Below are 21,322 nucleotides of genomic sequence, written 5' to 3'. Positions count from 1 at the left end.
ATAGCGTTCAGAAGTCCGGTGGGCCGTCCCCCCAAAGGCCCATGTCTCAGGAGAATTCCATGCGCAAACTCATCATCCTGGCCGTTGCTGCGGCCGCCCTGTCCACCGCCGCCTGCAACACCATCCAGGGTGTGGGCAAGGACACCCAGGCCGCCGGCCAGGCTGTCGAAGGCGCCGCCAAGGACGCCAAGAACTAAGTTCCGCATAACGACCTTTTCAGGTCAGGTGGAACCCCGCGCGACGGCGACGTCCGCGGGGTTTTATTTTTCTCTGGCGCAGTCCGGGCGGCTTGTTTAGCGTCCGCCCGCCCCACGTCGGGACCAGGACACTGAAAGAAAAATGCGCGTCGGCTCCCCCCGAGAAACCAAGACCAATGAACACCGCGTCGGCCTGACGCCGGCCGCCGCCGGCGAATACGTCGCCCACGGCCACACCGTCCTGATCGAGACGGGCGCCGGTCTGGGCGCGGGCTTCACCGACGCCGACTACATCAAGGCGGGCGCGCGCATCGCCCCCGACGCCGCCGCCGTCTTCGCCGACAGCGACATGATCGTGAAGGTCAAGGAGCTTCAGCCCGCCGAGTTCGCCCTGCTGAAGCCCGAACACATCCTGTTCACCTATCTGCACCTGGCGCCCGATCCCGAACAGACCAAGGCCCTGCTGGCCTCGGGCTGCGCCGCCATCGCCTATGAGACGGTCACAGACCGCAACGGCGGCCTGCCGCTGCTGGCGCCCATGTCCGAGGTGGCGGGGCGCATCGGCGTCTTCTCGGCGGCCGAGACCCTGCTGAAGCACAAGGGCGGCATGGGGCTGCTGTTCTGCGGCGTGCCGGGCGTGGCGCCCGCGCGGGTGCTGGTGCTGGGCGGCGGCGTCGTCGGGCTGAACGCCGCGCGCATGGCCGTGGGGCTGGGCGCCGAGGTGGTGGTGCTGGAGCGCTCGATTCCCCGGATGCGCCACATCGACGAAGTGACCGGCGGGCGCGTCATCACCCGCTATTCCTCGCTGCACGCCATCGAGGAGGAACTACCCAAGGCCGATGTGGTGATTGGCGCCGTCCTGACGCCGGGCGCCGAGGCCCCGACCCTGGTGCGCCGCGACCAGCTGTCGTCAATGAAGAAGGACAGCGTTCTGATCGACGTCGCCATCGATCAGGGCGGCTGTTTCGAGACTTCGCGCCCGACCACCCACGACGATCCGACCTATGTCGTCGACGGCGTCATCCACTATTGCGTCGGCAATATGCCGGGCGCCGTGCCGCGCACCAGTTCCGAGGCCCTGAACAACGTCACCCTGCCCTATGGTCTGGCCCTGGCGGACCGGGGACTGGACGCCCTGCGCGCCGATCCGCATCTGGCTCACGGCCTGAACGTGCTGAAAGGCGAGATCACCCATCCGGCCGTCGGCAAGGCGCTGGACATGGCGTGGAGCGACCCCTTCGGCGTCTGGTCGAACGACTGAACCCAAGGCTGAAATCGCCTGCCTGTAATTCGCCGCGCTTCTGGGCCATAAGGCGCCCATGAAGTTCCTCGATCAGGCCAAGATCTATATTCGCTCCGGCAACGGCGGCGCGGGCTCCGTCTCGTTCCGCCGGGAGAAGTTCATTCCCAACGGCGGGCCCGACGGCGGCGACGGCGGCAAGGGCGGCGACGTCTGGGTCGAGGCGGCCGACGGGCTGAACACCCTGATCGACTTCCGCTATCAGCAGCATTTCAAGGCCCAGACCGGCAACCACGGCCAGGGCCGCCAGATGCACGGCGCCAAGGGCGAGGACGTGGTCCTGCGCGTCCCCGTCGGCACCCAGGTGCTGGACGAGGACAAGGAGACGGTGCTCGTCGATCTGGACGAACCGGGCATGAAGGTGAAGCTGCTGTCCGGCGGCAACGGCGGCTGGGGCAACACCCGCTTCAAGGGGCCGGTCAATCAGGCGCCGCGCCACGCCAACCCCGGTCAGGACGGTCAGGAGCGCTGGATCTGGCTGCGGCTGAAGCTGATCGCCGACATTGGTCTGGCGGGCCTGCCGAACGCCGGAAAGTCGACCTTCCTGTCGGCCGTCTCGGCGGCGCGGCCCAAGGTGGCGGACTATCCGTTCACCACCCTGACGCCGAACCTTGGCATGGTGGACCTGAGCCCGTCGGAACGCTTCGTCATCGCCGACATCCCAGGCCTGATCGAAGGCGCCAGCGAGGGGGCCGGTCTGGGCACCCGCTTCCTGGGCCACGTCGAGCGTTCGGCCAGCCTGATCCACCTGATCGACGGCACGCAGGACGATGTGGTCGAGGCCTACCGCATCATCCGCGGCGAGCTGGAGGCCTATGGCGAGGGTCTGGGCGACAAGACCGAGATTCTGGCCCTGAACAAGATCGACGCCCTGACGCCTGAAATCCGAGAGGAAAAGGCGGCGGCGCTGGAAGCCGTGGCGGGCCGTCGCCCCATGCTGGTGTCCGGCGTCTCGGGCGAAGGCGTGACCGACCTGCTGCGCGCCGCCTGGGCCGAGGTCAAACTGACCCGCGGCGAGGTCAGCGACGAGGGCGAGGACGTCATCCCCGAAACCCCGGGCGGCTGGCAGCCGTAAGACGCAGCGCCTCTCCTCCCCATTCCATGGGGAGGGGGACCACGAAGTGGTGGAGGGGGCGACGCGGACCTCGACCGTCGAGACGCCCATGCCGACCGTCGAGACACCCCCTCCGTCTCGTCGACTGCGCCGCCGATCCACCTCCCCATAGAATGGGGAGGAAAGCGGAACCCCGGATGACGCCGGCCTTTCCGCCCCCTATGTTCGCGGCATGACCGACGCGCCCGCCGAATCCGCCACGCCCGCCCCGTCCCCTTCGCAGGATGCAGCACCCCTGCGACTGTGGATGATCGACGCCTCGGCCTACATCTTCCGCGCCTATCACGCCCTGCCGCCGCTGACGCGCAAGTCGGACGGCCTGCCCGTGGGCGCGGTGCAGGGCTACTGCAACATGTTGTGGAAGCTGCTGAAGGACATGAAGGGCGAGGACGGCCCGACGCACCTGGTCGCTGTCTTCGACCATTCGGAGAAGACCTTCCGCAACGATCTCTATGATCAATACAAGGCCCACCGGCCCCCGGCGCCCGAGGATCTGGTGCCGCAGTTCCCGCTGGTGCGCGAGGCGACCAAGGCCTTCGGCGTCCACTGCGTCGAGATGGCCGGTTATGAAGCCGACGACCTGATCGCCACCTATGCCTGTCAGGCGCGCGACGCGGGCGGCGAGGCGGTGATCGTCAGCTCCGACAAGGACCTGATGCAGCTGATCGGCGACGGCGTGGTCATGTACGACCCGATGAAGGACCGCCGCCTTGAAGAAGAGGCCGTGTTCGAGAAATTCGGCGTCACGCCCGACAAGGTGGTCGAGGTTCAGGCCCTGATCGGCGACAGCGTCGACAACGTCCCCGGCGCCCCCGGCATCGGCCCCAAGACGGCGGCCCAGTTGATCCACGAATACGGCGATCTGGACACCCTGCTGGCCCGCGCCAGCGAGATCAAACAGCCCAAGCGCCGCGAGACCCTGATCAACTTCGCCGATCAGATCCGCTTGTCGCGCGAGCTGGTGAAGCTGACCTGCGACGCGCCGATCCCCGAACCGATCGCCGACTTCATCATCCGAGACCCGGACCCGGCGACCCTGTCGGACTTCCTTGAGACGATGGAGTTCCGCTCGCTGGCCCGCCGCGTCGGGGACGGCAAGGCGCCGCAGAAGGAGGGCTCGGCCTTCGCCCGCCAGCCGACGGCCCCGGTCGCCGCCCCGCGCTATGGCCAGACTGAAGCCGCCGTCCCGGCCGAAACCCACGCCATCGACCGCGACCGCTATGAGTGCGTGCAGACGCTGGAAGACCTGGACCGCTGGATCGCGCGCGCCAGGGCGGCGGGCGTGATCGGCTTCGACACCGAGACCGACGCCCTGTCCTCGACCCACGCGGGGCTGTGCGGCCTGTCGCTGGCGGTCGGGCCGAACGAGGCCTGCTACATTCCCCTGACGCATGAGCATGAGCCGACCGGCGACGGCGGGCTGGACTTCGGCGACGGCGGCGACGCCCGCCCGCCGCTGGTGCAGATCGACAAGGCGACGGCTCTGGAACGGCTGAAGCCGCTGCTGGAAGACCCCTCGGTCCTGAAGGTCGGCCAGAACATCAAATACGACCTGACCGTCATGGCGCGGCGCGGCGTGCGCGTCGCCCCGATCGACGACACCATGCTGATTTCCTATGTGCTGGAAGGCGGGATGCACGGCCACGGCATGGACGAACTGTCGCGCCTGCACCTCGGGCACGAGCCGATGACCTTTAAGAGCGTGGCGGGCACGGGCAAGAGCCAGAAAAGCTTCAAACATGTCGAGATGAAATCGGCCGTCTGCTACGCCGCCGAGGACGCGGATGTGACCCTGCGCCTGCATCGCCTTCTGAAACCGCGTCTGGCGGCCGAGGGGCTGTCCACCGTCTATGAGACGCTGGAGCGCGGGATGCCCGCCGTTCTGGCCGACATGGAGCAGGCGGGCGTTCGCGTCGATCCCGACCGGCTGCGCTCCCTGTCCTCGACCTTCGGCCAGCGCATGGCCGAACTGGAGGAGGAAGCGCACAAGCTGGCCGGGCGCCCGTTCAACGTCGGCAGCCCGCGCCAGATCGGCGAGATCCTGTTCGGCGAGATGAACCTGCCCGGCGGCAAGAAGACCGCCAGCGGCCAGTGGGGCACCGACGCCAGCGTGCTGGAGGATCTGGCCCACAGCCATCCCCTGCCCCGCACCATTCTGGACTGGCGCCAGCTGTCCAAGCTGAAGGGCACCTATACCGACGCCCTGGTCGCGGCGATGGATCCGCAGACGAACCGCGTCCACACCTCCTATCAGCTGGCGGCGGCGACGACGGGGCGTCTTGCCTCAAGCGACCCCAACCTGCAGAACATCCCGATCCGCACCGAGACCGGCCGCCAGATCCGTCAGGCCTTCATCGCCTCGCCGGGCCATGTGCTGATCAGCGCCGACTACAGCCAGATCGAACTGCGCCTTTTGGCCCACATCGGCGACATTCCCGAGCTGAAGCGCGCCTTCAAGAGCGGCCTCGACATTCACGCCGCCACGGCGTCCGAAATGTTCGGCGTCCCGGTCGAAGGCATGCCCAGCGAGACGCGCCGCCGGGCCAAGGCCATCAACTTCGGCATCATCTACGGCATCAGCGCCTTCGGACTGGCCGCCCAGCTGGGCATCGAACAGGGCGAGGCCGGCGCCTACATCAAGACCTATTTCGAGCGCTTCCCCGGCATCCGCGACTATATGGACAGGACCAAGGCGCTGGTGAAGGAGCAGGGCTTCGTCACCACCGTCTTCGGGCGGCGCATCCACATCCCGGCCATCCACTCCAAGTCCGGCGCCGAGCGCCAGTTCGGCGAGCGCGCGGCCATCAACGCCCCGATCCAGGGCGCCGCCGCCGACATCATCCGCCGCGCCATGATCCGTATGCCGGGCGCTTTGGCCGAAGCGGGCCTTCAGACCCGGATGCTGCTGCAGGTCCACGACGAACTGGTGTTCGAGGCCCCCGAGGCCGAGGCCGACCGCGCCGTCGCCCTGATCCGCCGCGTGATGGAGACGGCTGCTGAACCGGCCGTGGCCCTGAGCGTTCCGCTGGACGTCGAAGCCAAGGCCGCCGCCAACTGGGACGACGCGCACTAACGCCAATCAAGGACGAAGACATGAGCCTGGACCCCGAAATCCGCGACAACGAAGAGGCCAAGCGATACGAGCTGGATGTCGACGGCGAGACCGCCGTGGTCATCTACAACCCCGTCGCGGGCGGGCGGCTGATCACCGAGACCATCGTGCCGGTCCCGCTGGAAGGGCGCGGCATCGCCAGCCGCATGGCCAAGCACGTCCTGGCCGATCTGAAGGCGAAAGACCTGCTGATCCTGCCGACCTGCCCCTTCTTCTCCGGCTATCTGAAGAAGCACCCGGAATACGCCGATCAGGTGCATCCGACCTATCGGGCCATGCTGGGCCTGTAAGCCATCGCTTCGCGCCCCGCCGCCTGCTAGGGCGGGGCCATGAAGTCTTCAGACATCGACGTCCTGATCGTCGGCGCCGGCGCGGCCGGCATGATGTGCGCCATCGAGGCGGGCAAGCGCGGCCGCCGCGTGCGCGTGATCGACCACGCCCGCGCGCCCGGCGAGAAGATCCGCATCTCGGGCGGCGGACGCTGCAACTTCACCAATCTGGGGACCAGCGGCGCCAATTTTCTGGGCGAAAATCCGCGTTTCGCCCTGTCGGCCCTGCGCCGCTTCACCCAGCACGACTTCATCAAGATGGTCGATCGCCACGGCGTCGCCTGGCACGAGAAAACGCTGGGCCAGCTGTTCTGCGACGACAGCGCCAAACAGATCATCCGCATGCTGACAGACGAGATGAAGGCGGCGGGCGTCACCCTGTCGCTGGGCGTCGGCGTCAAGGCGGTGGAGCGCGCGGGCGAGCGGTTTCAGGTCGATCTGGACGACGGATCGCGGGTGACGGCGGCGTCTCTGGTCGTGGCGAGCGGCGGCAAATCCATTCCCAAGATGGGGGCCACCGGCTGGGGCTATGAGGTGGCGCGGCGCTTCGGCCTGCGCGTCACCGACACCCGGCCTGCGCTGGTTCCCCTGACGTTCGAGCCCGGCCTGCTGGAGCAGCTGAAGCCGCTGGCGGGCGTGTCGGTCGACGCCGTGGTGCGCCACAAGGCGCCCAAGGATGCGGGCGCGGGGCGCCCGGCCAAAGAAACCATTTTCCGCGAAGGCCTGCTGTTCACCCATCGCGGCCTGTCGGGGCCGTCGATCCTGCAGATCAGCTCCTACTGGCGCGAAGGCGAGGCGATCACCGTTGATCTGGCCCCCGACCGTGACGCCGCCGCCGAAATTCTGGCCGCCAAGACCGAGAACGGCAAGCAGGCGGTCCACACGGCCGTCGGCCACGTCGTGCCGCGCCGTCTGGCCGAGGCCCTGTGCGCGCGCGAAAACCTGTCGGGCAAGCTGGCCGAGGTCGGCGACAAAAAGCTGCGCGCCCTGGCCGAGGCGGTCAACGCCTGGACGGTCAAGCCGGTCGGCTCGGAAGGCTATCGCACGGCAGAGGTGACGCTGGGCGGGGTCGACACCGCCGCCCTTGATCAACAGACGATGGAGGCCAAGGCGGTCCCCGGCCTGTTCTTCATCGGCGAGGTCGCGGACGTGACCGGCTGGCTGGGCGGCTACAACTTCCAGTGGGCCTGGTCGTCGGGCTGGGCGGCGGGCCAGCACTGCTGACGGCAGGCGTCCTTCAGGCCGCCAGACCGGCCGCCAGCATCAGGGGTTTCAGCGTCTGCACCGCCTGCGGCTCGGCGCTGAGGGCGGCGCGGACGTCCGGGCCGCGCATCAGCCGCACCGCCTCGTCGCGGGCGCGCGCCGCCGCCGGGCCGGTCGGTCCGGTTTCCCCCGCCGCCAGACGCAACAGGGCCGCCAGCTTCTGCGGAACGGGCGCCGAAGAGCGGGCGATCTGCATCGTCATCCGCGCATCCGCCTCGATCGCCCCGCCGACCTGACCCAGGGCGTCGACGATGGCCTGCGTCTCCTTTTGGGGCAGGCCCGCATGACTGACCGCGCGTTGCAGTTCGGCCAGCGCCATCAGCCTCTGGCCCGGCGCGGGCGCGTTCGTCGCCGTGCGACCCCGCATTTCGCTCTCGAACCGCAGCGAGCCGACGCAAGCGTTCAGCCACCGCGCCGCCGCCCGTTTGTTGGCCGCGCCGGTGACGTTTTCGCACAACCATGTCAGCCGCTCCGCCTCGGCCAGCACCGTGGCGCAGTCGGCGACGCAGGCGGCGACGAAATCGGCCGCGACCAGACTGCGCGAGCGCTCGGTGAAGGCGGTCTGCACCTCTTCCAGCGTCAGCAGCCGCCCTGCCGTGGCCGTCAACGCCATGGCCAGAAGGCGCAGGGTCTCGATCTCTGCGGCCGCATCGCCGGGCCGCAGTCGCCGCCGCCCCATCAGTTCGCGCTGCACCACGCGGGCCAGCGCCGACGCCAGCAGAGGAAACTCGCCCGCCGCCAACCGCGCGCCCAGACGCGCAGGCGGGCCGTCGATCGGCGGCGCCAGCAGGGCCAGACGCGGATCATGGGCGATCAGGGCGCCGACCTCGACCGGGGCGGCCATGCGCACCGCCGCCGCCAGACTGACGCCCGGCTCCAGCCCCGGTCCCAGCAGCCGGGCCAGGCCCGCCCCCGACCCCAGAAGCTCGCACAGGATCTGCTCGACCGGCACGAAGACCAGCGCCCGCGGCGGCCCCGCAGGCGGCGCCTGATCGCACAGGTCCATCAGCCGCTCCAGCCGCGCCCGCGCCCCGCTTGCGCCGCGCAGGGACGCCGCCACCGCCCCGCCCATCCGAAAGGCCCGCTCGGTCGAACCGGTCAGGCGCGCCGCCACATCGGCGACCGGCTGTGTCCGCAGATCGGCGAACGCGCCGCTGCGCCCGGCCTTCAACAGCCGCTCCACCGCCTGTTCGGTCAGGCGCTGATAATGGCGCATCAGATCGTGCACCGACTGGCCGGGCATGGAGCGGGCCTCGGGTGCGGCCACCTTCTGTATGGCGTGCTGCAGCTCCACGCCCGACGCCTCCAGCCGCTCGGCCAGATCGGGGCGGTGCAGCAGTTCGAAGACCGTCGTCTCATGCCGGTTCAGCCAATCCTCCAGCACCCGCCCGATCGTCTCGCGCGCATGGGGGGCATAGAGGTCCTGCACGCTGCGACAGGCCGGGCCGCGCGGCGGCGCCGGTTCGCTGCGGCGTCGTTTCAGCATCGGGGCTCCGCGCGTCAGGATGACCGCGCTGGCGAACTCCATGGTTTCAGGGTCCAGCGTCTCGCGCGTGACGCGCACCGCCACGGCCTGACGCTCGCGCATCAGATCATCGGCGGCGTCCAGCGCCCGGCGCCGGTCCTCGGTCGCATGGGACAGGGTCCAGTCGTCCGGCGCCGCGCGGCGAACATGAATCTCATAGTGAACGGGACCGGCCATGGCGCCTTGCGTCGACAACAGGGCGGCATCCTGACGTTGCAGGCTTTAAGGCAAGGTTTCGTCTTTTCTGTGTGCGGCTTGAAAGCGCCGTCGGGTCAGACCATTTTGCATTGGCCGTAATGTCACCGTGAAAGCATAGAACGGTTACGCTTGCCGTGCGTTATCGGACAAAGGCGGCCGATCAGACGATCGCCCCGCCCGCACTAAGGAGAAGCCCTTGGCTAACATCACCCTTGTCGACGACGACGAGAACATCGTGGCCTCCGTCTCACTGGCGCTGGAAAGCCACGGCCACACGGTGACCGCCTATCACGACGGCGCCTCGGGCCTGGAAGCGCTGGAGGCGACGCCGCCTGATCTGGCCATACTGGACGTCAAGATGCCCCGCATGGACGGCATGGAAGTGCTGCGCCGCCTGCGCCAGACCTCCAGCATTCCGGTCATCATGCTGACGTCCAAGGACGAGGAGATCGACGAGATCCTCGGCTTCAACCTCGGCGCCGACGACTATATCCACAAGCCCTTCAGCCAGCGCCTGCTGATCGAGCGGGTGAAGGCCCTGCTGCGCCGTGCAGGCGTCGAAGGTCTGGACCCCGTCGATCCCGCCGCCGCCGAGGCCGGAAAAGCCATCAAGCGCGGCAAGCTGTCGATGGACCCGGCGCGCCACGAATCGACCTGGGACGGCAAGCCGGTGAAGCTGACCGTCACCGAGTTCCTGCTGCTGCAGGCTCTGGCCCAGCGCCCCGGTTTCGTGAAGAGCCGCGACAACCTGATGGACGCCGCCTATGACGATCAGGTCTATGTCGACGATCGCACCATCGACAGCCATGTGAAACGGATGCGAAAGAAGTTCCGCATGGTCGATCCTGAATTCGACGCTATCGAGACCCTGTATGGCGTCGGATACCGCTACCGCGAGAGCTGAAACCGAAGACGTCCGGGCGCGGCGCCGATTCCGCTTCGGCGGATCGCGCCTGGGCGGCTTCATCCTGGCCCTCAATCTGCTCAGCCTGCTGATTCTGTTCGGCGGCGCCCTGCTGCTGAACGAGTGGAAGCGCGGCCTGATCGAGGCGCGTCAGGAATCCCTCAGCGTTCAGGCTGAACTTCTGGCCAACGTTCTGGGCGAACTGGGCATCACCCAGGGCGACCCCTATCCCATGCTGGATGACCGCGCCGCCGCCCTGTGGCTGCGCGACAACTTCATTCCCGCCGGTCAGCGCGCCCGCCTGTTCGACATGGACGGGATCGAGGTGTCCGACTCCTATCGGGTCAGCGACACCATTCCGGGCGCCCCCCTGCCCCCTGCTCATCCCGCCGGAACCGCGCTGGCGCCGACCGAGCCGTCCCCGCGTGAGACGGCGCGGCTGGACCGCGCCGACGCCGAACTGTCGGCCGAGGTCGAGCGTGCTCTGCAAGGCGCGCCGCAGGCCGGTCTGCGCCGCAGCGAGGAAGGCGAGCGCGTCGTCTCCGTCTCCCTGCCCGTGCGCCATGTGCAGCAGGTTCTGGGCGTGCTGACGCTGGAGGCGGGCGACGTCAACGCCACCCTGGCGGCGCAGAGACGGGCGCTGACGCCCTTCGCCCTGGTCGCGCTGGCAGTCAATCTTCTGGCGTCGCTGGTGCTTCACCTGTTCGTGGCGCGACCTGTCATGCGACTGTCGGCGGCGGCGGATCAGGTGCGCCTGCAGCGCGCGCGCGCCATCTCCCTGCCCGACCTCGAGGGCCGTCGCGACGAGATCGGCGATCTGGCTCGCGCGCTGGAATCCATGACCGACACCCTGTCGACGCGGATGGACGCCATCGAGCGGTTCGCCGCCGACGTCAGCCACGAAATCAAGAACCCCCTGACCTCGATCCGCTCGGCGCTGGAGACCCTGCCTCTGGTCAAGACCGAGGAGCAGCGCGAGCGCCTGACGAATCTGCTGCAACAGGACGTGCGGCGTCTGGACCGGCTGATCACCGACATATCCAACGCCTCGCGGCTGGACGCCGAACTGTCGCGCGACCGGCCCCGCGCCATCGACCTGAAGGAACTGCTGGGCGACATCATCGGCGTCTATGAGGCGGGCCAGAAGCCGGGCGAGGTTCCGGTCCAGTTCCTCGCCGACGCCGACAACGCCCGTGTCGTCGGGCGCGACATTCCGCTGGGTCAGGTATTCCGCAATCTGATCGACAACGCCCGGTCCTTCAGCCCGCCCGACGGCGCGGTGCGCGTCAGTCTTGAACGCGACGAGAGCCAGCCGGACCTGCCCCTGCTGATCCGCGTCGACGACGACGGGCCCGGCATTCCGTCGGAAAATCTGGAGACGGTGTTCGAGCGCTTCTACACCTCGCGGCCCAAGGGGGCGGCCTTCGGCGCCAACTCCGGTCTGGGCCTGTCGATCGTCCGCCAGATCATCGACGCCCACGGCGGCCGCGTCCACGCCGAGAACCGCATGGATCCCGACGGCGCGATCACCGGCGCCCGGTTCGAGGTGCGGCTGCCCGCGTCCGGCCGCCGCGCATGACCCCTGCGCGCCAGCCTGTCCACGCCGCCGCCGCGGCCGTGCAGCTGAACGGCGGCTGGCGCGGGGTGCTGATTCAGGGGCCGTCGGGCGTCGGCAAGAGCGATCTGGCCCTGCGTCTGATGCATCAGGGCTGGCGGCTGATCGGCGATGACCGGGTCGAGGTCTTCGCCTGCGACGGCGACCTTTACGCCGCCCCGGCCGCCGCCATCGCCGGGCGGATGGAGGCGCGCGGTCTGGGCGTCATCGACCACGCCTTCCTGCCCATGACGCGGATCGTCCTGTCGCTGCACCTGACCCATGAGGAGATCGAACGGATGCCCGATCGCGCCCATGACAGGATTGAGGGCGTTGTCGTCCCCCGCCTGCGTCTGGACCCGCGCCCGGCGTCTGCGCCCCTGATCCTGGCGGCGGCGATGCAACGGGTCATGACGCCGGTTCGCGGGCGCGACGACAGCGCCCTTTGATCCGCGCCGCGATTGGCCTATGAAACAAGGCTTGGCGCCCGCTCAGGCGGGCTGGGGATGTCTTTGGTGAAGCCTATATGATCGGGCTGGTGATCGTCACCCACGGGGGCCTGGCCTCCGAATTCCTGTCGGCGATGGAGCATGTGGTGGGGCCGCAGCGCGGCGTCGCCGCCATATGCATAGGCCCTGACGACGACATGGAGCGGCGCCGCCGCGACATCGTCGACGCCGCCGCCGCTGTCGATGAAGGCGAAGGCGTCATCCTGCTGACCGACATGTTCGGCGGCACGCCCTCCAATCTGGCCATCTCCGTGATGGAGCAGACCGGCGCCGAGGTCATCGCCGGGTTGAACCTGCCCATGCTGATCAAGCTGGCCAGCGTGCGCGGCCGCGAAAGCCTTGAGGCCTGCGTGGCCCATGCGCAGGACGCAGGCCGCAAATACATCTCGGTCGCGTCGTGGGTGCTGGCGGGCGAGAAATGAGCGACGCCGACCTTTCCGCCCAGGCGGTGCTGAATATCTGCAACCAGCGCGGCCTGCACGCGCGCGCCTCGGCCAAGTTCGTGAAGCTGGCCTCGGAGTTCGAATCCGAGATTCAGGTGACGCGCGACGGGGTGACCGTGGACGCCCGCTCGATCATGGGCCTGCTGATGCTGGGCGCCGGGATCGGCTGTGATGTGCAGGTCGCCGCCGAAGGGCCGGACGCCGCCGAGGCCGTGGCCGCCCTGAGCGATCTGGTCGCCCGCCGCTTCGACGAGGACCAGTAGCCGCTTTCAGACCGCTTCTTCGGGATTGTCGCAGGCGTCTTCGGGCGGAACCTGATTGCCGTCCCCCGCGCGATCCGTGCGGTCGCGGAACAGGGCGGCGCGCGCCAGGATGATCAGCGTCACCGGCGTGGTGACGGTGAAGAAGACCCCGATCAGCAGTTCGCGCGGCATGAAGCGCTGCTCGAGCGCGGTGAAGAAGACGAACGACCCGGCCAGCAGCAGGGCCATGCCCAGGGTGGCGCCCAGCGTCGGCGCATGGACCCGCTCATAGAAGGTGCGCAGCCGGATCAGGCCCAGCGCCCCGATCAGCGTCACCGCCGCCCCCGCCAGCGACAGCAGGGTCGTCAGCGCCAGCACCCAGGCCGGAAGCTCTGTCGCCGTCATTCGATCACCTCGCCGCGCATCAGGAATTTGGCCATGGCGACGGTCGAGGCGAAGCCCAGCATGCCGATGATCAGGGCCGCGTAGAAATAGAGGTCGCTGCCGGTGCGCACGCCGAAGGCGATGATCTGCAGCATTCCCGCCTGATACAGGGTGTCCATGCCCAGGATGCGGTCCTGCGCCCGCGGCCCGGTGATGATGCGCCAGACGGCGATGCCCATGGCCCCGGCCAGCATCAGCTGGGTCAGCACCATCCCCCAATAGAAGACGGCGGCCATCATTCGAAGATCTCCATCAGGCGGCGTTCATACCGGCCCTTGATCACGCCCGCCCAGTCGTCCTCGGATTTAAGGTCGAGGATGTGCAGCAGAAGACTGCCGCTGGCCTCTTCATACTCGACCCAGATGGTGCCGGGCGTGCTGGTGATGATGATGGCCAGAATGCCCAGCGCGTATCGGTTGCGCAGGGCCAGCGGAATGTGGACGAAGCCCGGGACGCGCGCCGGCCCGCCCGACCGGTCGCCGCGCAGGACCAGACGCGCCACCTCCCAGTTCGAGCGCACGACATCGCCCGCCACGACCGCCATCAGGCTCAGGATGACCAGCGGACGACGCACCCGCACCGGCTCGACATCCAGCGCCCGCATCACCTGCGGCGCCGCCACGGCCGCCAGCAGGGCCAGCGCCAGCGACGGCGGGGCGACCGAGGCGCTCATCAACAGGGAGGCCGCGAACAGGGCCAGCGACAGTATGGGGTGCGGCAGGACGGCCCGGATCATGCGCCGCCTCCCAGCACCGCGCGGACATAGGCGTCCGGCCGTCCCAGCCAGTCGGCCGTATGGGCAGCGTAGGCGAAGGCCGATTCGCCGAACACCGCCAGCAGGACGCAGGCGCTCAACAGGCCGGTGATGGCGATCATCTCGGTCGCGCCGATAACCACCGGCGCCTCTTCCTCGTCGCGCGACCACAGGGCCGCCATGCCCAGCCGCGTCAGCCCGATCAGGGCCCCCAGGCTCGACAGCGACAGGGCGATGATGACCAGGATCGCCGCCACGCCGCCCGCCTTGGCCAGAGCCTCGATCATCGCCAGCTTGCCGATGAAGGCCGACAGCGGCGGCAGGCCCGCCAGCATCAGGGTGCACAGCAGGAACAACCCGCCCAGCGCCGCCACGGCCGCCGGAATAACCAGACCCGGCTCATTGCGTTCTTCATCGTCGAAGGGGTCGCTGAACTCATCTTCGAACACGGCGCGGCCGGAACGGGCGCCGGGGTCCTGTCCCCGGTGCAGCACCTCGCCCAGCATGAACAGGGCGCCGCACGCCAGCGTCGAGCCGACCAGATAGAAGACCGCCCCGCCCAGCGCATCCAGATCGCCCGTCCCCGCCACGGCCAGCACCGTCCCGGACGACACCATGACGGCGTAGGAGGCCGCGCACGCCAGATCACGCGCCGCGATCATGCCCGCCACGCCGAAGCCCATGGTGGCCAGCCCTCCGGCCAGCAGCCAGACCTCGCCGAACCCGGCCGATCCGGCCGCGCCCCCCCCGAACAGCAGCAGGCTGAGGCGGATGACGACATAGGCGCCGACCTTGGACAGGATGGCGAACACCGCCGCCGCCGGGGCGCTGGCCGCCGAATAGGTGGTGGTCAGCCAGAAGCCCAGCGGCCACATGGCGCATTTGGTCAGGAAGGCCACGCCCAGCACGGCCGCACCGACGTGGAACAGGCCGCGATCCTGTGCCGCGATGCCGGGAATCTTCTGGGCCAGATCGGCCATGTTCAGCGTGCCCGTCACCCCATAGATCAGGCTGACCCCGATCAGGAACAGCATGGAGGCCGTCAGGTTGACGGCGATATAGGCCAGCCCCGCCCGGATGCGCGCCTCGCCCGAACCATGCAGCGCCAGACCATAGGAGGCCGCCAGCATGATCTCAAAAAAGACGAACAGATTGAACAGGTCGCCCGTCAGAAAGGCCCCGTTCACCCCCATGACCAGCAACAGGAACAGGGCGTGGAAACGCGGCCCCGCCCGGTCCCATCGCGCCAGGGCGAAGATCAGCGAACAGGCGCCCAGCACGCTGGTCAGCGCCACCATCAGGGTCGATAGACGGTCAGCCACCAGCACGATGCCGAACGGCGCAGGCCATTCGCCCAGCCGATAGACGCGCGCCGTGTCCCCGCCCCCGACGGCGCCGGTGGCGCTTTCGTGCAGCAGGGCCAGGGCCATGACCAGAATGGCCGCCATGGCGAACAGGCTGAGCCCGCCCTTCAGCAGGCGGCGCCGCTCGTCGAACAGCAGCATGGCGGCGGCGATCACCATCGGCAGGACGATGGGGCCGATGATCAGGTGTTCCTGCCAGTGGGTCATTCCGCCGGCTCCTGTCCGTCGACGTGGTCGCTGCCGGTCTCCCCGCGCGAGGCGAGCAGGACCACCAGGAAGAGGGCCGTCAGCGCAAAGCTGATGACGATGGCCGTCAGCACCAGGGCTTGGGGCGTGGGGTCGGCATAGAGGGCCGGGTCCTCGGCGCCCTTGACCGTCACGGGCGCGGCGGCCGTGCGCAGCCGCCCCATGGAGAAGATGAACAGGTTCACCGCATAGGACACCAGCGACAGGCCGATGATGACCTGGAAGGTGCGCGGCCGCAGCAGCAGCCACACGCCCGATGCGGTCAGCACCCCGATGGCGAGGGCCAGGACGAGCTGCATCATGACGGCTCTCCTGCGGCTGTTTCAGGCAGGGCTTCGACCGCGGCGGCTTCGGCGGCCGCCTCCTCGACCCGCGCGCGGCGCAGCGACTGGTGCGCCAGGGCGACCAGGATCAGCACCGTGGCGCCGACCACCAGAATGACCACGCCCAGATCGAACAGAACCGCGCTGGCCAACGGCACGCGTCCCAGCAGCGGCAGGTCGACATACTGGAAGCCCATGGTCAGGAAGGGTCGCCCCATCACCCAGGCGGCCGCCCCGCTGGCGGCGGCCAGCAGCAGGCCCGCGCCGATCCACAGGATGGGCCGGATCGTCAGCCGCTCTTCCACCCAGGCCGCGCCCGAGGCCATGTATTGCAGGATGAAGGCGATCGACAGCGCCACCCCTGCGGCGAACCCCCCGCCCGGCTGGTCATGCCCGCGCAGGAACAGGTGCACCGCCAACAGAATGATGAAGGGGAACATCAGCCGCATGACCACGGCCGGAATCATCATCGTGTCCTTCAGGGTGTCGCCCTCGGACCGGCCTTCGCGCAGGCGATCGGACTCGTCCTGAACCTGTTTCTGCATCGGCCGGGACAGGCTGTCCGAACCCGGACGGAATCGGCGCAGCAGGGCCAGAACGGTCAGGCCCACCACGCCCAGCACGGTGATCTCGCCAAAGGTGTCGAAGGCGCGGAAGTCGACCAGGATGACATTGACGATGTTGCGCCCGCCCGCCTCTTCATAAGCGCGCTCGACGAAGAAGCGCGAGATGCCCTCGACCGGCGGACGGACCATGACGGTCCAGGCCACGATCGCCACCCCGGCGCCCGCCGCCACGGCGATCAGCCAGTCCAGACGGCGACGCCAGCGGGCGCGGCGCTGCTCGCCCGGGGGGACGTTGATCTCCTCCAGCCGCTTGGGCAGCCAGCGCAGGCCCAGCAGCAGCAGCACCGTCGTCACCACCTCGACCACCAGCTGCGTCAGCGCCAGATCCGGCGCCGACAGCCACACGAAGGTCAGGCAGCTGGCCAGCCCCGCTCCGCCCATCAGGACCACAGCGGCCAGGCGGTGATATTTGGCCTGCCAGGCGGCCGCCACAGCGCAGCCGCCCCCGACCAGCCACAGACCGGCGAAGGCCAGATTGTGCGGCTGGGGCGTGCGGAACTCGGGCCAGACGATGACGAAGCCCGCCGTCGCCGCCGCCCCTCCGGCCAGCAGGGCCGTCAGCACGATCAGACGCAGCTGCGGCTGCAGCCGCCGCGTGCCCAGACGCGTCTCGACCGTTTCCGACAGCCGCGACAGCAGGGTCATCGACCGCTCGAACAGATAGCCGCCGTTCAGCCGCTTCATCCCCCACGGCCCGCCGCGCGGATTGGCGTTCAGCGCCTTGCCGAAGACGACATAGAGGGCGATGCCGCTGGCCATGGCCACGACGCTAAGCAGCAGGGGCAGGTTGAAGCCGTGCCACAGCGACAGGCTGTAATAGGGCAGGTCGAAGCCCAGCATGGACACCGCCGCGCTGCGCAGGAACGGCCCGACAGTCAGGGCGGGCACGACGCCGACCAGCAGACACAGCGCCGCCAGCACCTCGACCGGGCGGCGCATCCAGCCCGGCGGCTCATGCGGGACGCGGTCCAGCTTGGTCGGCGGCGGGCCGAAGAAGGTGTTGTGGATGAAGCGCAGCGAATAGAGAACGCTGAACGCGCTGGCCAGGGTCGCCAGCACCGGCAGGGCCTGATTGAGGCTCTTGTGCTGGGCGCTGGCCAGGGCCTCGGCCAGGAACATCTCCTTGGACAGAAAGCCGTTCAGCAAGGGCACGCCCGCCATCGCCATGGCCGCGACCATCGCCAGTGTCGCGGTGATAGGCATGTAGCGGATCAGGCCGCTGAGCTTGCGCATATCGCGCGACCCGGCCTCGTGGTCGATGATGCCCGCCGCCATGAACAGGGAGGCCTTGAAGGTGGCGTGGTTGATGGTGTGGAAGATGGCGGCGATGGCCCCCAGGTCCGACCCCAGCCCCAGCAGCAGGCAGATCAGGCCCAGATGGCTGATGGTCGAATAGGCCAGCAGACCCTTCAGGTCGTGCTGGAAGATGGCGCACCAGGCGCCCAGCAACAGGGTCGTCAGCCCGGCCCCGCCGACGATGAAATACCACATCTCCGTCTCGCCGAAGACGGGCCAGAACCGCATCAGCAGGAAGACGCCCGCCTTCACCATGGTGGCCGAGTGCAGATAGGCGCTGACCGGCGTCGGCGCCGCCATGGCGCGCGGCAGCCAGATGTGGAACGGAAACTGTGCGCTCTTGGTCAGCGCCGCCAGCAGGATCAGGCCCAGCGCGACGGGGTAAAGCGGATCGGCCAGAATGACGTCGCGCGCCGCCACCACGTCATCCAGATCATAGCTGCCGGCGATGCGCCCGATCAGGATCGCGCCGACCAGCAGGCCGACCCCGCCGGTCGCCGTGATCGTCAGGGCCATGCGGGCGCCGTCGCGCGCCGCCGCATTCTGGTGCCAGTAGCCGATCAGCAGGAAGGAGAAGAGGCTGGTCATCTCCCAGAAAACGACCATCTGGATCAGGTTGCCCGACAGCACCACCCCCTGCATCGCGCCCATGAAGGCCAGCAGGAAGGAGAAGAAACGCGGCACCGGATCCTTCGGCGACATGTAATAGCGGGCATACAGCACCACCAGCGCGCCGATCCCCAGGATCAGGGCGCTGAACAGCCACGACAGACCGTCCAGGCGGATGATCAGATTGACGCCCAGCGACGGCAGCCAGTCGATCTGCTGCTTCAGAACCTCTCCGTCCTGGAACCGGGGCCACAGGATCGCCAGACAGATCACGCTGATCAGGGCGATGATCCACGACAGGATGGCCGCCGCCGTGCGCGCGTGGCGCGGCAGGCCCGCGGCGATCATGGCCCCGATGAAGGGCAGAACAAGGATGACGATCAGGAGAAGGCTGGCTGGCACGGGCGGTTCGATCTTCTCCGGGGTTGTGTTGGACTGGCTTCAGCAGGAGCGCCTCTGCGCCTCACCGTTCTGCCAGAGTTTTTCTTAAGGGAAATGACGCACTTCCGTCAAAGCGACCTGTTGGCGCATTTGTGACCGGCACAGTCGCCGTTGGAAAGCTTTGAGTTAAGATTGATTCTGCGACTTACTCGCACTACACACCCGGACAGTTTCAAACGGGGCCCGTAAAATGCGCTCGCTTCTCATGCTTTCCGCCGGTTTTTCCGCTCTGCTCATCGCGCTGCCTGCGCCGGGCGTCGCGCATGCGGACGAAGGCTCCCCGGACCTCAACGAGCCGGTGCGCGTGGCCCCGGTCACTGTCGTCGGCACCCGCACCGAGCGCCGCGTCGACGAGGTGCCCGCCAGCATCAGCGTCATCACCGCCAAGGATATCGAGACCAACCTCGTCACCGACATCAAGGACCTGATCCGGTTCGAGCCGGGCGTCAGCGTCCCGACCAGCCCCGCCCGCTTCTCGGCCGCCCTGTCCGGCGCCGGGCGCGACGGCAATTCGGGCTTCACCATCCGCGGCATGGGCGGCAACCGGGTGCTGATCGTTCAGGACGGGGTGCGGGTGCCCGACGGCTTCACCTTCGGCGCCCAGGCGGTGGGACGCGGCGGCTATAATGATCTGGATCTGGTCAAATCGGTCGAGATCCTGCGCGGCCCGGCCTCGGCCCTGTATGGTTCGGACGGGGTGGCGGGCGCCGTCAGCTTCACCTCGAAAGACCCGGCGGACTTCATCGAGGCGGGCCGCAACTTCGGCGCCCGCGCCCGCGTCGGCTACAACTCGGCCGATGACGGCTGGACCGAGGGTCTGGCCCTGGCCGGTCGCAGCGGCGCCCTGTCGGGCCTGCTGGCCTACACCCGCCGCGACGCCAATGAGACGGAAAACATGGCCGAAACGGGCGGCATGGGCGCGGCCCGCAACAAGCCGAACCCGCAGGACTTCGCCTCCAACGCCGTGCTGGCCAAGCTGGTGTGGGACGCTGCGCCCAACCACACCGTGCGCCTGACCTACGACCACTTCGATCAGGACATGAGCGGCGACGCCCTGAGCACGCGCGGGACCAGCACCATGACGATGGGCGGCCGCACCACCATCACCACCGTCAATCAGGTCCTGGCCGAGGACGAGACCCAGCGCGACCGCGTCAGCCTGGACTGGCGCTTCAACGACTTCCTGAATCTGGACAACGGCTCGATCACCGGCTTCTGGCAGGAGGCGACCACCCGCCAGTTCACCTTTGAAGACCGCGACATCACCACCATCGTCGGCGCCGCCCCGCCGGTCACCGCCTCGGGCGACCGCACGCGCGACGTGACCTTCGACAACGCCGTCTGGGGCCTGGCCGCGCAAGGGTCGAAGTCGTTCGGCGGCGACGGCATGCGCCACCGCGTCACCTTCGGCGCCGACTGGTCGCGCACGACCCAGGAAGGCGTCCGCGACGGCACCGTCCCCCCGGCGGGCGAAACCTTCCCGACACGGCCCTTCCCCAAGACCACCTTCGATCTGGCAGGCCTGTTCATCCAGGACGAGATCGACCTGATGGGCGGCCGCCTCAGCATCATCCCGGCCCTGCGCTACGACTGGTATGAGCTGACGCCCAAGAAGGACGCCCTGTTCCCCGCCGCCGCCGAAAAGCAGAGCGACGGCCATCTGTCGCCCAAGATCGGCGCCATCTACTGGGCCGACGACCACTTCGGCGTCTTCGCCAACTACGCCCAGGGCTTCAAGGCGCCCTCGCCGATGCAGGTGAACAACTTCTTCGCCAACCCGCTGTACGGCTATGAGTCCATCCCCAACCCGGACCTGAAGCCCGAAACCAGCGAGAGCATCGAGGGCGGCTTCCGCTTCCGGAATCTGGACCTGTTCGGCGGAAACCTGTCGCTTCAGGCCACCGCCTTCCGCACCGAATACGACGACTTCATCGATCAGGTGGTGGTGCGCGGAACCGGCGTGCCGGGCGTCGATCCGCTGATCTATCAATACGTCAACCGGACCACGGTGAAGATCTGGGGTCTGGAGGCGCGCGGCGACATCCACTGGGATAACGGCTTCTCGACCATCGTGGCCGCCTCCTTCGCCGACGGCGATCAGGAGACGGACGGCAAGCGCGGCGCCCTGACCAGCGTCGATCCGATCAAGCTGGTCGGCGGGCTGAACTACGCCGCGCCGTCGGGCGTCTGGGGCGGCAGCGCCACCGTCACATGGTCGGACCGCAAGTCGAACCATGAGTGCGGCGGCGGCCTGTGCTGGCCGGGCGAGCGCTTCACCCTGCTGGACGTCACCGCCTTCTGGAACGTGACCGAGCGGGCCACGGTGCGCGCGGGCGTCTTCAACGTCTTCGACGAGAAATACGCCTGGTGGAGCGATGTGCGCGGCCTGAGCCGTCCCGCCGTCGGCGCCAGCCCCGGAACCCTGGACGCCTTCACCCAGCCGGGCCGCAACGTCGGCGTCTCCCTGAGCGTGCGCCTGTGACCCCCAA

19 protein-coding genes are annotated in these 21,322 nt (G+C 68.5%); 12 read left to right on the top strand and 7 right to left on the bottom strand.

From position 1 onward, the window contains the following. Window positions 1–59 precede the first annotated feature (59 nt). The 6 genes from ABE454_RS06790 (at window position 60) to ABE454_RS06765 (ending at window position 7,276) form a co-directional block, all read left to right on the top strand. Complete coding sequence (locus tag ABE454_RS06790) at window positions 60–197, top strand: entericidin A/B family lipoprotein (RefSeq protein WP_346530349.1); 138 nt, start codon at window positions 60–62, stop codon at window positions 195–197. 142 nt (window positions 198–339) lie between these two features. Continuing rightward, on the top strand, window positions 340–1,458 hold the full coding sequence (gene ald / locus ABE454_RS06785) for an alanine dehydrogenase (protein ID WP_346530346.1): 1,119 nt from the start codon (window positions 340–342) through the stop codon (window positions 1,456–1,458). A gap of 58 nt (window positions 1,459–1,516) precedes the next feature. Then, the gene (obgE, locus tag ABE454_RS06780; protein WP_346530344.1) at window positions 1,517–2,572 is read left to right on the top strand and encodes a GTPase ObgE; all 1,056 of its coding nucleotides are present in this window, start codon (window positions 1,517–1,519) and stop codon (window positions 2,570–2,572) included. 211 nt (window positions 2,573–2,783) lie between these two features. Further along, the gene (polA, locus tag ABE454_RS06775) at window positions 2,784–5,684 is read left to right on the top strand and encodes a DNA polymerase I (protein ID WP_346530342.1); all 2,901 of its coding nucleotides are present in this window, start codon (window positions 2,784–2,786) and stop codon (window positions 5,682–5,684) included. A gap of 20 nt (window positions 5,685–5,704) precedes the next feature. Further along, entirely contained in the window at window positions 5,705–6,013 is a 309-nt protein-coding gene (locus ABE454_RS06770) for a GNAT family N-acetyltransferase (RefSeq protein WP_346530339.1), read from the top strand. 39 nt (window positions 6,014–6,052) lie between these two features. Further along, the gene (locus ABE454_RS06765) at window positions 6,053–7,276 is read left to right on the top strand and encodes an NAD(P)/FAD-dependent oxidoreductase (RefSeq protein WP_346530338.1); all 1,224 of its coding nucleotides are present in this window, start codon (window positions 6,053–6,055) and stop codon (window positions 7,274–7,276) included. 13 nt (window positions 7,277–7,289) lie between these two features. On the opposite strand, the gene ABE454_RS06760 is transcribed toward ABE454_RS06765, so the two are convergent. Then, entirely contained in the window at window positions 7,290–9,035 is a 1,746-nt protein-coding gene (locus tag ABE454_RS06760) for a hypothetical protein (protein ID WP_346530336.1), read from the bottom strand. Window positions 9,036–9,234: 199 nt separating this feature from the next. Between ABE454_RS06760 and ABE454_RS06755 the strand changes: the two genes are divergently transcribed. The 5 genes from ABE454_RS06755 to ABE454_RS06735 all read left to right on the top strand — a co-directional run bounded on the left by ABE454_RS06755 (window position 9,235) and on the right by ABE454_RS06735 (window position 12,751). Beyond that, window positions 9,235–9,942 carry a response regulator transcription factor gene (locus tag ABE454_RS06755; protein ID WP_346530333.1) on the top strand — a complete coding sequence of 236 codons (708 nt, stop codon included), beginning with the start codon at window positions 9,235–9,237 and terminating at the stop codon, window positions 9,940–9,942. Next, window positions 9,911–11,521 (top strand): ATP-binding protein, encoded by a 1,611-nt coding sequence (locus tag ABE454_RS06750; RefSeq protein WP_346530331.1) that lies wholly within the window; start codon window positions 9,911–9,913, stop codon window positions 11,519–11,521. The genes ABE454_RS06755 and ABE454_RS06750 overlap by 32 nt, the downstream gene beginning before the upstream one ends. Further along, window positions 11,518–11,985, top strand: a complete 468-nt coding sequence (locus ABE454_RS06745) for an HPr kinase/phosphorylase (protein ID WP_346530329.1) — start codon at window positions 11,518–11,520, stop codon at window positions 11,983–11,985. The genes ABE454_RS06750 and ABE454_RS06745 overlap by 4 nt, the downstream gene beginning before the upstream one ends. A gap of 77 nt (window positions 11,986–12,062) precedes the next feature. Continuing rightward, window positions 12,063–12,467, top strand: coding sequence for a PTS sugar transporter subunit IIA (locus ABE454_RS06740; RefSeq protein WP_346530326.1), 405 nt, complete (start codon window positions 12,063–12,065; stop codon window positions 12,465–12,467). Next, complete coding sequence (locus ABE454_RS06735; protein WP_346530324.1) at window positions 12,464–12,751, top strand: HPr family phosphocarrier protein; 288 nt, start codon at window positions 12,464–12,466, stop codon at window positions 12,749–12,751. The genes ABE454_RS06740 and ABE454_RS06735 overlap by 4 nt, the downstream gene beginning before the upstream one ends. 6 nt (window positions 12,752–12,757) lie before the next feature. Here ABE454_RS06735 and mnhG read toward each other — a convergent pair whose 3' ends face one another. The 6 genes from mnhG to ABE454_RS06705 are packed head-to-tail and all read right to left on the bottom strand — an operon-like array spanning window position 12,758 to window position 18,794. Next, window positions 12,758–13,135, bottom strand: coding sequence for a monovalent cation/H(+) antiporter subunit G (mnhG, locus tag ABE454_RS06730; RefSeq protein ID WP_346530322.1), 378 nt, complete (start codon window positions 13,133–13,135; stop codon window positions 12,758–12,760). Beyond that, window positions 13,132–13,413 carry a K+/H+ antiporter subunit F gene (locus ABE454_RS06725; protein WP_346530319.1) on the bottom strand — a complete coding sequence of 94 codons (282 nt, stop codon included), beginning with the start codon at window positions 13,411–13,413 and terminating at the stop codon, window positions 13,132–13,134. Before ABE454_RS06725 ends, mnhG begins: the two co-directional genes overlap by 4 nt. Then, window positions 13,410–13,910, bottom strand: a complete 501-nt coding sequence (locus ABE454_RS06720; protein ID WP_346530317.1) for a Na+/H+ antiporter subunit E — start codon at window positions 13,908–13,910, stop codon at window positions 13,410–13,412. The genes ABE454_RS06725 and ABE454_RS06720 overlap by 4 nt, the downstream gene beginning before the upstream one ends. Next, a complete protein-coding gene (locus ABE454_RS06715) occupies window positions 13,907–15,499 on the bottom strand; it encodes a monovalent cation/H+ antiporter subunit D (RefSeq protein WP_346530315.1) in 1,593 nt (530 codons plus the stop codon). The genes ABE454_RS06720 and ABE454_RS06715 overlap by 4 nt, the downstream gene beginning before the upstream one ends. After that, complete coding sequence (locus ABE454_RS06710) at window positions 15,496–15,840, bottom strand: Na+/H+ antiporter subunit C (RefSeq protein ID WP_430825812.1); 345 nt, start codon at window positions 15,838–15,840, stop codon at window positions 15,496–15,498. The genes ABE454_RS06715 and ABE454_RS06710 overlap by 4 nt, the downstream gene beginning before the upstream one ends. After that, the gene (locus ABE454_RS06705; RefSeq protein WP_346530313.1) at window positions 15,837–18,794 is read right to left on the bottom strand and encodes a monovalent cation/H+ antiporter subunit A; all 2,958 of its coding nucleotides are present in this window, start codon (window positions 18,792–18,794) and stop codon (window positions 15,837–15,839) included. Before ABE454_RS06705 ends, ABE454_RS06710 begins: the two co-directional genes overlap by 4 nt. 229 nt (window positions 18,795–19,023) lie before the next feature. Between ABE454_RS06705 and ABE454_RS06700 the strand changes: the two genes are divergently transcribed. Next, on the top strand, window positions 19,024–21,315 hold the full coding sequence (locus ABE454_RS06700) for a TonB-dependent hemoglobin/transferrin/lactoferrin family receptor (protein WP_346530310.1): 2,292 nt from the start codon (window positions 19,024–19,026) through the stop codon (window positions 21,313–21,315). Window positions 21,316–21,322: the final 7 nt, after the last annotated feature.

Source organism: Brevundimonas diminuta (genome assembly GCF_039673845.1).
GTDB classification, from domain to species: domain Bacteria; phylum Pseudomonadota; class Alphaproteobacteria; order Caulobacterales; family Caulobacteraceae; genus Brevundimonas; species Brevundimonas diminuta_E.
Note: the sequence above shows the minus strand (reverse complement) of the source record. Positions and strands in the feature narration are given on the sequence as shown.